General features: G+C 66.2%; 9 protein-coding genes. 4 read left to right on the plus strand and 5 right to left on the minus strand.

Annotation, left to right across the window (positions count from 1 at the left end):
* Positions 1 to 177 precede the first annotated feature (177 nt).
* Both AC1MLZ_RS08925 and msrB read left to right on the plus strand, forming a co-directional pair.
* Positions 178 to 1,416: a cytochrome P450 gene (locus AC1MLZ_RS08925; RefSeq protein WP_480961327.1), complete on the plus strand. Its 1,239-nt coding sequence runs from the start codon at positions 178 to 180 to the stop codon at positions 1,414 to 1,416.
* Between the two features lie 139 nt (positions 1,417 to 1,555).
* Complete coding sequence (msrB, locus tag AC1MLZ_RS08930; protein WP_480961328.1) at positions 1,556 to 2,059, plus strand: peptide-methionine (R)-S-oxide reductase MsrB; 504 nt, start codon at positions 1,556 to 1,558, stop codon at positions 2,057 to 2,059.
* A 373-nt stretch (positions 2,060 to 2,432) separates the two neighbouring features.
* Here msrB and AC1MLZ_RS08935 read toward each other — a convergent pair whose 3' ends face one another.
* From AC1MLZ_RS08935 to AC1MLZ_RS08950, 4 genes are all read right to left on the minus strand, one after another.
* Positions 2,433 to 3,053: a CHAP domain-containing protein gene (locus AC1MLZ_RS08935; RefSeq protein WP_480961329.1), complete on the minus strand. Its 621-nt coding sequence runs from the start codon at positions 3,051 to 3,053 to the stop codon at positions 2,433 to 2,435.
* A 136-nt stretch (positions 3,054 to 3,189) separates the two neighbouring features.
* Entirely contained in the window at positions 3,190 to 5,070 is a 1,881-nt protein-coding gene (locus AC1MLZ_RS08940) for a M1 family metallopeptidase (RefSeq protein ID WP_480961330.1), read from the minus strand.
* 241 nt (positions 5,071 to 5,311) lie between these two features.
* A complete protein-coding gene (locus AC1MLZ_RS08945; RefSeq protein ID WP_480961331.1) occupies positions 5,312 to 6,745 on the minus strand; it encodes an MFS transporter in 1,434 nt (477 codons plus the stop codon).
* Complete coding sequence (locus AC1MLZ_RS08950) at positions 6,742 to 7,569, minus strand: SDR family NAD(P)-dependent oxidoreductase (protein ID WP_480961332.1); 828 nt, start codon at positions 7,567 to 7,569, stop codon at positions 6,742 to 6,744. Before AC1MLZ_RS08950 ends, AC1MLZ_RS08945 begins: the two co-directional genes overlap by 4 nt.
* Before the next feature lie 132 nt (positions 7,570 to 7,701).
* On the opposite strand from AC1MLZ_RS08950, the gene AC1MLZ_RS08955 reads away from it, so the two are divergent.
* The gene (locus AC1MLZ_RS08955) at positions 7,702 to 8,490 is read left to right on the plus strand and encodes an SDR family NAD(P)-dependent oxidoreductase (RefSeq protein WP_480961333.1); all 789 of its coding nucleotides are present in this window, start codon (positions 7,702 to 7,704) and stop codon (positions 8,488 to 8,490) included.
* Positions 8,491 to 8,648: 158 nt separating this feature from the next.
* Here the strand turns inward: AC1MLZ_RS08955 and AC1MLZ_RS08960 are convergent, their stop codons facing one another.
* A complete protein-coding gene (locus AC1MLZ_RS08960) occupies positions 8,649 to 10,904 on the minus strand; it encodes an NADP-dependent malic enzyme (RefSeq protein ID WP_480961334.1) in 2,256 nt (751 codons plus the stop codon).
* A 304-nt stretch (positions 10,905 to 11,208) separates the two neighbouring features.
* On the opposite strand from AC1MLZ_RS08960, the gene mutS reads away from it, so the two are divergent.
* Positions 11,209 to 13,788, plus strand: coding sequence for a DNA mismatch repair protein MutS (gene mutS / locus AC1MLZ_RS08965; RefSeq protein WP_480961335.1), 2,580 nt, complete (start codon positions 11,209 to 11,211; stop codon positions 13,786 to 13,788).
* Positions 13,789 to 13,851 lie beyond the last annotated feature (63 nt).

Consider the following 13,851-nt stretch of genomic DNA (forward strand, 5'->3'; position numbering starts at 1 on the left):
CCGTTCGCCCTGAGCGCAGTCGAAGGGTAGGCCCCGGGCGCAGGTGCTTCGACTTCGCTCAGCACGAACGGGGTGGGTAAGACGAAGGTTGGTGAGACACATTACACCACTCGGCCCAACCCTGTTGACATAAGTGTCAGCAAAGCCTTTCCTGTGGCAAAACACGGGAGAGAGACGATGGCGACTCTGGTGAGAGACGTGGCGCAGCACGCGGTCGATCCGCTCGATGTGAGCCGCGCCGAGCTGTACCGCGACGATGTGTGGCAGGCGCCGTTCAAGACGCTGCGGGCCGAGTCCCCGGTCCATTACGTCGAGCAGTCCGACTATGGGCCGTACTGGTCGGTCTCGAACTACAAGGGCATCGTCGAGGTCGAGTCGCTCCCCGATCTCTATTCCTCCGAGGCGGGCGGGATCACGATCGCCGATTTCGTCGCCGAGCGTGACGTCCGCATGCCGATGTTCATCGCGCGCGATCGGCCGGTGCATACCGGGCAACGCCGCACCGTCGCGCCTGCCTTCACGCCGAGCGAGATGACGCGGATGTCGGGGGATATCCGGCGGCGCACCGCGGACATGCTCGACAGCCTGCCGTGGAACACGCCGTTCGACTGGGTCGATACGGTGGCGATCGAACTGACCACGCAGATGCTGGCGATCCTGTTCGATTTTCCCTGGGCTGACCGGCGGAAGCTCACCTTCTGGTCCGACTGGGCGGGCGATATCGAGCTGGTGAAAAGCGAGGAACTGCGCCAGCAACGCCTCGTCCACATGTTCGAATGCGGATCGTATTTCAAAGGGTTGTGGGATGCGAAGATCGACAAGGCGCCGACGCCCGACCTGATCTCGATGATGATCCATTCGGATGCGATGAGCCATATGGATCACAACGAGTTCATCGGGAACCTCATCCTGCTGATCGTCGGCGGCAACGATACGACGCGCAATTCGATGTCGGCGCTGGCGTATGGGCTCGACAAGTTCCCCGAGTCGCGCGCGAAGCTGGAGGCGAACCCGGCGCTGATCCCAAATGCGGTGAGCGAGATCCTGCGCTGGCAGACCCCGCTCGCGCACATGCGCCGCACCGCGACGGCGGACGCGGAACTGATGGGGCAGCAGATCAAGGCGGGCGACAAGTTGGCGCTCTGGTACATCTCGGCGAACCGGGACGAGAGCGTGTTCGGCGACGATGCGGACGCGATCGTGGTGGATCGGCCAAACGCGCGGCGGCATCTGGCGTTCGGGCACGGCATCCACCGCTGCGTCGGCGCGCGGCTGGCGGAGATGCAGATCGCGATCCTGCTGGAGGAGATGGCCGCCCGCCGCATGCGGATCAACGTGCTCGCCGAGCCGACTCGGGTCGCGGCGTGCTTCGTCCACGGGTATCGCACGCTGCCGGTCGAGATCAGCAAATACTGACGGCCGACCCCGTCATCCTGGGCTCGATCCGGGATCCAGAGCCACGCATGGCGCGCCTGATACTCTGGATCCTGACATTCGTCAGGACGACGGGGTGTTTGGGCCGCATCCTGTTCGCCGACGGAATCGTACTTATATCATGTCCATGACCAACACGCCCCCCGACCGCCGCGCTTTCCTCACGCTTGCCGGGGCGGGTGTCGCCGGCTTTGCGCTGTGGGGGTGCTCGTCGCAGCCTGCGCAGGCGGCGGAGCGGTTCGAGGTGACATTGACCGATGCGCAGTGGCGCAAGAAGCTGTCGCCGGATGCGTACACCACGCTGCGCAAGGAGGGCACCGAGCGGCCCTATTCCAGCCCGCTGAACGGCGAACATCGTGCGGGGGTCTTCTCGTGTGGCGGCTGTGCTCTGCCGGCGTTTTCGTCGAAGACCAAGTTCGAAAGCGGTACGGGTTGGCCGAGCTTTTGGCAGCCGCTGCCGAACGCGGTGCGGACGCGGTTGGATTCGACGCTGGGGATGGGGCGGACCGAGGTGCATTGTCGACGGTGCGGCGGGCATCTGGGGCACGTGTTCGACGACGGACCCAAGCCGACGGGCAAGCGGTACTGCATGAATGGCGATGCGTTGACGTTTAGGGCGGCGTGAGGGCGCTCACCTTTTAGATGCGCCACCACGTATCCTGCTAAGCACGTAAAACTTGTTCTCCCGCGAAGGCGGGAGTCCAGACTGGGCTCCCGCCTTCGCGGGAGAACAAGCGAGGTAAGCTACCCGACGCACTGTTTTGCCCCCCCCGGCGAAGGCCGGGGTCCAATTGGGAAACGTTGCTGAGCGAGGAATGCGTTTCGTTACTGCGACCTCACCAGTTGGGCCCCGGCCTTCGCCGGGGAGGTGCTCTGTTGGGGACAGTTGAGGCGCTGATCTGTCATGAGGCGATCAGTAGCGAAACGTCAGACTGCTGATGTCGGAGTCGGCCGGGAATGCCGCAGCGCACCCCGGACCCCACCGCAGAAGCCAAACCTCAGTTCGCCTCGTTCACCAGCGTGAAGATGCCGCGGGGGTCGGTCGGGCCGTGCTGGATCGTTGCAAGCTGAGCGGCATTGGCGCGCTGCGTTGCCGTCACGGTGCGGGTGCTGCTGGCGATCTGGAACGAAGACGCAGGCGCATCGAGCGTGTCACCAGCAGGGGCGTGGCCTGAGTAGATGAAGCCCTTGGTCGGATAGGCCGAGGTGCCGAGGCCGCCTTGCGGGCCGTACCAGACCTTGACCATGCTCCAGTCGCCCGCCGACGAAACGTCGACCGCGCGGACGTTGGTCTCGACGGCGCCGGGGCGCGACCAGTTGGCGTGGGTGAGGAGGACTTCGCGGTCGCTGACGACCTTCGACACCATCGCGACATGGCCGACGCGCATCCGCGAGGTCGGCGAGAAGGCGAGGACCGAACCGGCCTTCGGGGTGTGGCCGCGCTCGTAGCGACCCTCGGCCTGGCTCCACCAAGTGTTTGCGTTGCCACGGATTTCGATCCCCGAAACCGAGCGCGCGAACGTGACACACTGCCAGAACTGGGCTGCTGCCGGTGTGGCCGTCATCAGGCCGCACGATACCACCAGCGCAAAACGCGCTGCTAACGCCTTGAAATTCATCGAGACCCCCCGGCCAAAACCCGTTCGTCACAGTCTGGCTACGGGAGGTTCGAATTAATTGAAATACGTCGTGGAACCATATCCGACGAAGCGTGTTACCGCGCCGACCAACGCCCAAAATATGGCCCCGTCAGGCTCAGTTCATGAGTTTCCAGCCGGTTATGCGGTCCACGGTGACCTGCGTGACCGCATGATAGCCCGGCCGCGCCTTGCCGTAGATGTCCATCGCCAGCTTGTGACCCCAGTCGCCCGAGTCCATCATCTGCTGAAACAGCGGCGCGACAAACTTGCGCCTCCCTTGCGAGGTCAGGAACTGCTCGGCCGAGGCGTCGGCGGGTGCATAGTGATTGGCGAGCGCGAGTTGCAGCCAGGCGAAGCGGATTTCCGAATTGCCCGTCGTGTTCCAGCCGAACGTGGCGTCTAGCGTCTTCAACCACTCCGTCGATAGCTTCCGCGGGAGTTGCGTGATGAAGCGCGTGATCTCCTGCGTGGTCGCTTTGCCGGGAACGCCGGAGACCGGCCCACCAGCGGCGTACGCCTTCGCCGCCGCATCGACCGCAGGGAACGCGGCGGACGTTACGTGGACCGCGTTCGCCGGGATGCCGGGGCTGTAGACCCAGGTGTCGACCCCGATCGTCCTGGCTTCGGCGGGGGTCAGCAGCTTCGACTTGAGGTCGGCGAGAAAGCCGGCGCTGGTCTGCGGCTGGAAGGCGTGGCGGTCGAAATAGCTGCGGAGGTATGCGTCCCACCGCGCGCGACCGACCTGTTTCTCGATGGTGCGGAGGAAGGCGGCGCCCTTGTCATAGGCGATCTGGGTCATGCCGTCGTCGGGATCGCGCGAGGCATCTAGATCGAGGTGGAGCTGCGTGTCCTTGACCGCGGGACCGCCCGCCTCCTTCACCGCCGCGAGCATGTCGGTCCAGGCGAGGTCCGCCTCCATGTCGGCGCGGCGCTTGCCGTAGAGCGCCTCCATGATCCGGTTCTCGAAATAGCTGGTGAAGCCCTCGTTGAGCCAGAAATCGTCCCAGGTCGCGTTCGTCACGAGGTTGCCCGACCAGCTGTGCGCGAGTTCGTGCGCGATCAGCGAGACGAGGCTGCGGTCGCCGGCGATCGCGGTCGGCGTGGCGAAGGTGAGCGTCGGATTCTCCATGCCGCCGAACGGGAACGACGGCGGCAGGACCAACACGTCGTAGCGGCCCCAGCGATACGGGCCGTACAGCCCTTCGGCAGCGGCAACGAATTTCTCGAGTTCGCCGAATTCATAAGCGGCCTTGGGCAGCGTCGCGGGTTCGGCCCAGATGCCGGTGCGCGGGCCGGTCGACTTGAACGCGATGTCGCCGACCGCGAGGGCGATCAGATAGGGGGCGACGGGCTTGTCCATCTTGTATTCGAACGTGCAGCGATCGGCGACGCAGGTCGGCTTGCCGGTCGCGAGCCCGCTCATCACCGCGGTGAGCTGCCTGGGGACGGCGATCTTCGCTTCCCAGGTCTGGCGGATGCCGGGGGAATCCTGCGTCGGGATCCAGCTGCGGTTGAGGATCGCTTCGCCTTGGCTGAACAGGAAGGGCTGTTTCTTGCCGGCGGTCTGCGCGGGGGTGAGCCATTGCAGCGCCTTGGCGTCGGGGGACGAGGCGTAGGCGATGCGGATTGTCTTCGCGCCGTTGAGCGTGACGGTGAGCGGCGCGCCGTGGATTTTGTCGACCACGCCGACTTCGTAGGGGAGCGGTTTGCCGGCGGCGTCGGTGATGTTGACGATCTTCAGGCCGTTGTCGTCGAGTATGATCTGTTTGGCGCCGGGGGCCGCGAGGATGTCGAGCGTCGCGATGCCGCGGATGACGTGCGTGTCGAAGTCGGCGGCGAGATCCAGCGCGACGTGCGTGACGCGCGCTTCGGCGGGGCGGGCGTAGCTGTGCGGATCGCGCGCGTCGGGGGTGGTGAGGATTGGGGCGATAGTTTGCGCTACGGCGGGGGATGCCAGGACGAGCGTGAGGGCGGTGGCTAGTGCGGGGATGCGCATGGAAACTCCGATGTCGCCGTTCCTGATGTCGGGAAGGCCAAGCTTGGGTCCTAACGTGCGGGTCCCATTGCTGGAAGGGCGGGACGATCGCGATTTTGCATCCTCCCCCGCAAGGGGGAGGTGTCGCCGAAGGTGACGGAGGGGGAGGACACGGAACGCACGTTTCGCGTGCCTCCCCCTCCGTCTGGCAAGCGCCAGCCACCTCCCCCTGGCGGGGGAGGATCATCGGAAGCCGTGGCTCCTAGCTCTCGCGAACTGCTCCCGTTGCCAGCCGCGCCAACCTCGCTTCATGTTCCACGCGCCCGAACGGAAAGCGGGAGAAGAAGAACGCGGAGACGCAGGCTAGCGCGATGTAGAGGCCGGCGTAGATCAGCGTGAGGCGGTCGATCGTGGCGACCGGGACCGTGCCCGGCGTCGCCTTAGCGGGAAAGCCCGCTACCGCGAGGATCATCCCTGCGAAGAAGATGCCGATCCCGCTCGTGCACTTCTGGACGAAGAACGAGCCGGCGAAGAACACGCCTTCCGACCGCCGCCCCGTCTTCGCCTCCGAATCCTCGACCACGTCCGCCATCATCGACGCGCCGAGGATGAACCCGGTGACGTTCGACGCGGTGCCGAGAATGAAGAAACCGAACAGCATCGGCAGCAGCGTGGACTCGCCGACCTCCGGAAACACGCCGAGCATGCGCAGCCAATAGGGCGCGGTGTTGAGCGCCGCACCGCATAACACCGCGGTCATTGCCGCCTTGGGCTTGCTGGCGGATTTTCCGAGCCGGGGTGCCGCCAGGAAAGCGAGAAAGACGCCTGAAAACAACGCGATGGTCAGATACACAAAGGTCGAGCCTTTGAAGCCCCATACGTAGATATAGAGGTAATTCGACATCGCGTAGCTTATGCCCTGGAGCGTGTAGGCGCACAGACCCGCCGCCATCAGGATCGCAAAGGCTCGGTTCTTCACCGTTTCGCGCAGTTCGGCGAAGGAATCGCGCAAGGTCTGGCGGGCGATCGGCGGGTTGGGGAGATGCTTGATCTCGTGGTGCGTGCCGAGCGCGGAGACGAGGATCGCTACGCCGATGAGCAGCGCCCCCGCCAGCGCGAAGCCGCTATAACCGGCGCGGTTGAGCAGGCCGTTCGGGAACGCCGCAGTGGGTGCAAGGAAATACTGGTACGCCGACAGCAGCATTAGCAGCCCGCCGACCCAGCCGAACAGATAGCGATAGGCCATGATCCGCGTGCGCTCGTCATAGCCTGAGGTCAGTTCGGGGGTCAGCGCGACCGAGGGGACCTCGTAGCAACTCACCGCGCTGCGCACGATCACCGCCATGACGAACAGCCAGACCAGCGTCTGCGGTTGCGACATCACGGAGGGCGGATTCCACAGCAGCAGCCACCCGATCATGATCGGCAGCGCGGACGCGTACATCCAGGGATGTCGCCTGCCCCATTTGGTCCGCGTGCGATCGGAGAAGAAGCCGACCGCGGGGTCGACGAACGCGTCGATCAGCAGCGCCATCATGATGACGAGGCCGACGGTGGCGGAGGGCAGCCCGACGACCTGGTTGTAGAACAGCAGCAGGAACGTGCCGAAGCCTGCATCCTTCACCCCATAGGCAACCGCGCCGAAGCCGTAGCTGGCCATCGTTCCGTTCGAGAGGCGCCGGGCTGGGGCGGTCATTTCAATTTGTCGAGGAGGGCGAACAGCGACGGTTGCGCCGGGTCCCAGCTTGGCCGCGTGCCGATCGTCATGCCGCCGTCGACCAGGATGTGCGTGCCGGTGATGAAGCTTGCATCGTCGCTGGCGAGGAACGCGACCGCGGCGGCGATATCCTCGCCGGTGCCGGGGCGGCGGATGGGCTGCGCGTCGGCGGCGATATGCGCGATCATCGCGTCCGCCTGCGTGGTCTTGGCGGCGTCGAGTTCGAGGGCGCGTGTGAAGATGTTCGTGACGATGAAGCCGGGGACGACGGCGTTCACGCGGATTTTGTGCTGTGCGAGATCGGCAGCGGCTTGTTTGGTGAGGTGGAGGACGCCGGCCTTGGCGGTGGAGTAGGCGGTCGGGGCGTAGCCGGTACCGAGTGCGGAAACCGAAGACGTGTTGACGATCGCACCTCCGCCGCGTTTCGCCATCAGCGGTGCTGCATAGCGGATGCCGAGCGCGACCGAGCGGAGAAGGAGCGCCTGGGTGCGGTCCCAATCGGCCGGCGAAATCTCGCCGATCGGGTCGCGCGAGCCGCCGGCGCCGGCATTGTTGAACACGATGTCGAGCCCGCCTGCGTCGTCGGCGGTCTGCATCAGCGCCTCGATATCGCCGGCCTGGAGGACGTCGGTGCGCTGGAAGATGATGCGGCCGCCGGATGCGTCGGCGAGAGCGTGGCCGCCGGCCTCGTCGATGTCGCCGATCAGGACGGTGGCGCCTTCGTCGGCGAGTCGGAGCGCGGTCGCTCGCCCGATCCCCGACGCGCCGCCGGTCACGACGGCACGCTTGCCTGAAAACCTCACCCGCACTCTCCTGCTCTTTTTTGCGAGCATAGTATGGCTTCCGCACTCGTCAATGATGGCGCGTTCGAAAAACGGGTTTGCGGCGGGCGGCGGGCGGGGATACCAAGCGGCCAAACATTCGGAGGATGCGTGATGGATACTACCAACCTGTTCCGGCTCGACGGCCGCGTCGCGCTGATCACCGGCGGGAGTCGCGGGATCGGCAAGATGATCGCGGCGGGGTTCGTCGCTCAGGGGGCGAAGGTGTATATCTCGTCACGCAAGGCCGCGGCGTGCGAGGAGACCGCGGCGGAACTGGGGCCGAACTGCATCGCGTTGCCGCAGGATGTCTCGACGGTGGCGGGGTGCAAGGCGCTCGCGGCGCAGTTCGCCGAGCATGAGTCACAACTCGATATTCTGGTGAACAATGCGGGGGCGGCGTGGGGCGTGCCGTTCGAGGAGTTTTCGGAGGTGGGCTGGGACAAGGTCATGGACCTGAACGTGAAGTCGCCCTTCTTCCTGACGCAGGCGCTGCATGCGGCGTTGAAGGCTTCGGGCTCGCGCGAGAAGCCGGCGAAGGTTATCAATATCACGTCGATCGACGGGCAGCGGCTGAACCCGTGGGAGACGTACAGCTATCATGCGTCGAAGTCGGCGCTGATCTATCTGACGAAGCGGATGGCGGCGCGGCTGGTGACGGATTCGATCAACGTGACCTCGATCGCGCCGGGGGCTTTCGCGAGCGACATGAACAAGGCGGCGCGGGATCACGGCGATGCGGTGGCGCAGGGGATTCCGGCGAAGCGCGTCGGGGTGGACGAGGATATGGCTGGGGCGGCGATCTATCTGGCGAGCCGGGCTGGGGATTATGTGATTGGGGAGACGATTACGGTGGATGGGGGGCTGGTGCATGCGTCGTTGGGGACGAGCATCGACGCTTGAACCGACTTCCCTCGCCCCTCCGGGGAGAGGGAGGGAGGAGCGCTTGCGACGGAAGGGAGAGGGGCGTTGGGATTAGCCGTCCCGAGCCTCACTCCCCTCTCCCTTCCCACCGCAAGTGCGGCGGGCCCCTTCCCTCTCCCCGTAGGGGCGAGGGAGTTTTAGCGGGCTATGCCGCCTGCTGCTAAGACGGCTAGGGTTACTAGCTCGCTGGCCGTGCTCGTCATTGGGGCAACTTGGACGGGCTTTTCCATGCCGATGAGCATCGGGCCGATGACTGAGTCCCCGCCCAGTTCTCGGAGCAGTTTTGCCGAGATATGCGCCGACTGGAGGCCTGGCATGATCAGCACGTTGGCCGGCCCGGACAGCCGCGCGAAGGGGTAGTTGGCCAACTGCTTCGGGTTCAGCGCCACGTCCGGCGCCATCTCGCCTTCGTATTCGAAACCAACCTGCCGGCCATCCAGCACCGTCACCGCATCGCGGATGTTGTCGAGCCATTCGCCCTTCGGATTGCCGAAGTTCGAATAGCTCAGGAACGCCACGCGGGGTTCGTGACCCATGCGACGTGCGACCGCTGCCGTTTGTTCGGCGAAGTCCGCCAGTTGCTCGGCGGTGGGCCTCTCGTTGACGGTGGTGTCGGCGATGAACACCGTGTGGCTCTGGCCGACGAGCAGGTGGATACCGAAGGGGGTCTTGCCCGCGACGGGATCGATCACGCGTCGGATCTGGCGCATCGTCTCGCCGTAGGTGCGGGTGATGCCGGTGATCATCGCGTCGCCTTCGCCCAATTGGAGCAGCAGCGCGCCGAAGATGTTGCGGTCCTGGTTGACCATCCGCTCGCAATCGCGGCGCAGGTATCCGCGGCGCTGGAGCCTCGAATAGAGGAAGTCGACCATCCGGGGGACTAGCGGCGAGACGCGGCTGTTGTGGAGTTCGAAACTCTCGGGATCGGTGACGCCGAGTGCGCGCAACCGGTCGGGCACGTCGTCGCGGCCGACCAACACAGGGGTGCCGTAGCCGCCTTCCTTGAAGGCGATGGCGGCGCGGAGGACGACTTCTTCCTCGCCTTCCGCGAAGATCACGCGTTTCGGATGCGCGCGGGCGCCTTCGTAGGCCATCGACAGGACCGAGGTGGTCGGGTTGAGGCGGGCCCTCAAGGAATGGCGGTAGGCTTCGATGTCGAGGATCGGCTTGGTCGCGACGCCTGAGGCCATCGCGGCTTTCGCGACTGCGACGGGGACGACTTCCATCAGGCGCGGATCGAACGGGGCGGGGATGATGTAGGTTGGGCCGAAGCTGTGGCTGACCCCGTAGGCCGCGGCGACCTCCTCCGGCACGCGTTCGCGGGCGAGTTCGGCGATGGCGTTGGCGGCGGCGATCTTCATCGCGTCGTTGATGCCGGTCGCGCGGACGTCCAATGCGCCGCGGAAGATGAACGGGAAGCCGAGGACGTTGTTGACCTGGTTCGGATAGTCCGAGCGGCCGGTCGCGACGATCGCGTCCGGGCGTGCCGCCATCGCCAGTTCGGGGCGGATCTCCGGCTCGGGGTTGGCCATCGCGAAGATGATCGGCGCGGGGGCCATGTCCTTGACCATCTCCGGGGTCAGCGAACCCGCCGCGGAGAGGCCGAGGAACACGTCGGCACCGACCAGCGCCTCGGTCAGCGTGCGCGTTTCGGTGACGGCGGCGTGCGCGGACTTCCACTGATCGACGCCGTCGCGGCCCTGGTAGATCACGCCCTTGCGATCGCACAGGATGACGTTGTCGTGGCGCACGCCCATCGCTTTCACGAGCTCGGTGCAGGCGATCGCCGCGGCGCCGGCGCCGTTGACGACGATCTTGACCTCGGAGAGTTTCCGCCGGGTCAGCAAGCACGCGTTGATGAGGCCGGCGGCGGTGATGATCGCGGTGCCGTGCTGGTCGTCATGGAAGACCGGGATGTTCATCCGCTCGCGCAGGGCCTGCTCGATGATGAAGCATTCGGGCGCTTTGATGTCCTCGAGGTTGATGCCGCCGAACGTCGGCTCCATCAGCTCGACCGCGTCGATGAAGCGGTTCACGTCCTCGGTCTTCAGCTCGATGTCGATGGCATCGACGTCGGCGAAGCGCTTGAAGAGGACCGCCTTGCCTTCCATCACCGGCTTCGACGCGAGCGGGCCGAGATTGCCCATGCCGAGGATCGCGGTGCCGTTGGTGATGACGGCCACGAGATTGCCCTTGGCGGTGTAGTCGTAGACCTTGGCGGGATCGTCGGCGATCGCCTGCACCGGCACCGCGACGCCGGGCGAATAGGCGAGCGCGAGGTCGCGCTGCGTCGCCATCGGCTTCGATGCGATGATCTCGATCTTCCCCGGGCGGCCTTCCGAATGGAAGAGCAGCGCTTCGCGTTCGGAGAATTGGAGCGTTTCGTCGGACATGGGCGGGGCCTCGCGCGGTCGTTAGGATCTGGAGGACCTTCTAGGCAGGTGGTCGGCGTTCGTCACCCCGGACACTTCGCCCTAGTGGGGTTGCTATCGAACGCCCTTCTCCCCCTCCGGGAGAAGGTGGCGCGCAGGCGCCGGATGAGGGGCGGTTGGGGGAAGCGCCCGAGCCTCACTCCCCCTCACCCTCACCCTCACCCTCCCACGCTTCGCGCGGGCCCCTCCCTCTCCCCCCGGGGGGAGAGGGGTTTTACGGGGCGCGGCTTTTCGCTACCCGCGTCGGATGTCGCCCCCTACCCCCATGATGACGCAGTATCTCGGCCTGAAGGCGGAGGCGCAGGATTGCCTGTTGTTTTACCGCATGGGCGATTTCTTCGAATTGTTCATGGACGATGCGCGGATCGCGGCGGGGGTGCTCGATATCGCGCTGACGGCGCGCGGCGAACATGAGGGGAAGCCGATCCCGATGTGCGGCGTGCCGGTGCATGCGGCGACGGTGTATCTGCAACGGCTGATCAAGGCGGGGCACCGGGTGGCGATCGCCGAGCAGGTCGAGAGCCCGGCGGAAGCGAAAGCGCGCGGTGGATCCAAGGCGCTCGTCGCGCGGGCGATAGTTCGGGTGGTAACGGCGGGGACGCTGACCGAGGAGGCTCTGCTCGACGCGCGATCGGATAATTGGTGCGTGGCGATCGGGGAGGCTGGTGGGTCTGTCGCCATTGCTGCGGCGGATGTGTCGACCGGGCGGTTCGAGATCGTCGAGGTTGCGGGGGATGCGGTTGAGGCGGAACTCGCACGGCTTGGCGGGGCCGAAGTTGTGGCGTCGGAGGCTAGCGCGTTCGAGCAATTTGCGACGACGCTGCGGCCGAAGATCGACTTCGACAGTGGGGCTGGCGAGGCTCGGCTGAAGCGGTTGTACGGCGTGGCGACGCTCGACGGGTTCGGGCAGTTCGGGCGCGCCGGGCTGGCCGCGGCGGGCGGGCTGGTCGCGTATCTGGAGCATAATGCGAAGGGCGCGATGCCGTTCCTGCGGCCGCCGCGGATCGGGCGGGCGGCGGAGACGATGGCGATCGACGCCGCCACGCGCGAGAGCCTGGAGCTGACGTGCACGACCGGCGGCGTGCGGAAGGGGAGCCTGCTGGATGCGGTCGATCGGACCGTGACGGGGGCCGGCGCGCGGTTGCTGGGGGCGGATCTTGGGGCACCATTGATGGACAAGGCAGCGATCGATGCGCGCCTCGATCTGGTGCGGCTGTTCCATGACGACCAGGCGGCGCGGGAGCGGTTGCGGTCGACGTTGCGGGCTTTGCCGGACATCGGGCGGGCGCTCGGACGGCTGGCGGCGGGACGTGGTGGGCCGCGCGATCTGGGGCAGTTGCGCGACGGGCTCGACGGGGCGTGGAGCCTTGGCGAGCGGATGGATGCGATCGTCGATCCGCCGGTGCTGTTGCGCGACATCGCGCCCAGGTTGCGCGGGCATGGTGCGCTGATCGACCTGCTGAAGCGCGCCCTGGTGCCGTCGCCGCCGATCGAGGCTTCGGATGGCGGATATATCGCGGCGGGGTATGACGCGGCGCTCGATGATCTGCGCGATGCGGGGGCTGGCGGGCGACGGGCGATCGCGGCGCTGGAGGCGCAGTTTCGGACTTCTACCGCCGTTACCGCGTTGAAGATCAGGCATAACGGCGTGCTTGGCTATCATGTCGAAGTGCCGGCGCGGGCGGCCGATCCGCTGATGAAGCCTGAGAGCGGCTTTACGCATCGGCAGACTTTGGCGGGCGTGGTGCGGTTCAATACGCCTGCCTTGCATGAGGTTGCGGCTAAGGTGTCGCAATCGGGCGCGCATGCGCTGGCGGCGGAGGCGGCGCATCTGGAGGAGCTGACCGCGCAGGCTCTGGCGGGGCGCGAGGCGATTGCGGCTACGGCGGACGCGTTGGCACGGTTGGACGTTGCGGCCGGGTTGGCGGAGCGGGCGGCGGAAGGGGCTTGGGCGCGGCCTTCGCTGGTCGATCATGCTTGCTTCGAGATCGAGGGCGGGCGGCATCCGGTGGTCGAGGCCGCCGTGGCGAAATCGGGTGACCGGTTCGTCGCCAACGACTGCAACCTGTCGGAGGCGTCGCGGCTGTGGCTCGTCACCGGGCCGAACATGGGCGGTAAATCGACCTTCCTGCGGCAGAACGCGCTGATCGCGGTGCTCGCGCAGGCGGGGTCGTATGTGCCTGCGACCAAGGCGACTCTAGGGCTGGTCGATCGGTTGTTCAGCCGGGTCGGGGCTTCGGACAATCTCGCGCGGGGGCGGTCGACGTTCATGGTCGAGATGGTCGAGACCGCGGCGATCCTCGCGCAGGCTACGCCTCGGTCGTTCGTGATCCTCGACGAGGTCGGGCGGGGGACTTCGACGTATGACGGCCTCGCGATCGCCTGGGCTGTGGTCGAGGCGATCCACGAGGATAATCGCTGCCGGTGCCTGTTCGCGACCCATTATCATGAGCTGACGAGGTTGGCGGAGCGGTGCGAGGCGCTGTCGTTGCATCATGTCCGTGCGCGCGAGTGGAAGGGGGAATTGGTGTTGCTCCACGAACTCGCGGATGGGCCGGCGGATCGGAGCTATGGGCTGGCGGTCGCGCGGCTGGCGGGGATGTCGCCGGCGACGGTGGCTCGGGCGAAGGCTGTGCTGGCGAAGCTCGAGGCTGGGCGGGCGAAGACTGGCGGGTTGGCGGCTGGGCTGGACGATTTGCCGTTATTTGCGGCGGCGGCGCAGGTCGAGGAGGCGGCTTGTGACGTGTTGCGCGAGGATCTGGCTAAGCTGGACATCGATGCGATGAGTCCGCGCGATGCGCTGGACGCGTTGTATCGGCTGAAGGCGCTCGCCAACGAGGGGTAGCCCCCGTCATGCCGGACTCGTTCCGGCATCCACTGTTCCGCACATCCGGGAGGACTGAGTGTG

Source organism: Sphingomonas sp. PEI4 (assembly GCF_056679955.1).

Excerpts from the sequence above, each read along its gene's own strand:
- AC1MLZ_RS08925 (WP_480961327.1), top strand. The coding sequence starts at position 178 with ATGGCGACTCTGGTGAGAGACGTGGCGCAGCACGCGGTCGATCCGCTC.
- msrB (WP_480961328.1), top strand. The coding sequence starts at position 1,556 with ATGTCCATGACCAACACGCCCCCCGACCGCCGCGCTTTCCTCACGCTT.
- AC1MLZ_RS08935 (WP_480961329.1), bottom strand. The coding sequence starts at position 3,053 with ATGAATTTCAAGGCGTTAGCAGCGCGTTTTGCGCTGGTGGTATCGTGC.
- AC1MLZ_RS08940 (WP_480961330.1), bottom strand. The coding sequence starts at position 5,070 with ATGCGCATCCCCGCACTAGCCACCGCCCTCACGCTCGTCCTGGCATCC.
- AC1MLZ_RS08945 (WP_480961331.1), bottom strand. The coding sequence starts at position 6,745 with ATGACCGCCCCAGCCCGGCGCCTCTCGAACGGAACGATGGCCAGCTAC.
- AC1MLZ_RS08955 (WP_480961333.1), top strand. The coding sequence starts at position 7,702 with ATGGATACTACCAACCTGTTCCGGCTCGACGGCCGCGTCGCGCTGATC.
- AC1MLZ_RS08960 (WP_480961334.1), bottom strand. The coding sequence starts at position 10,904 with ATGTCCGACGAAACGCTCCAATTCTCCGAACGCGAAGCGCTGCTCTTC.
- mutS (WP_480961335.1), top strand. The coding sequence starts at position 11,209 with ATGATGACGCAGTATCTCGGCCTGAAGGCGGAGGCGCAGGATTGCCTG.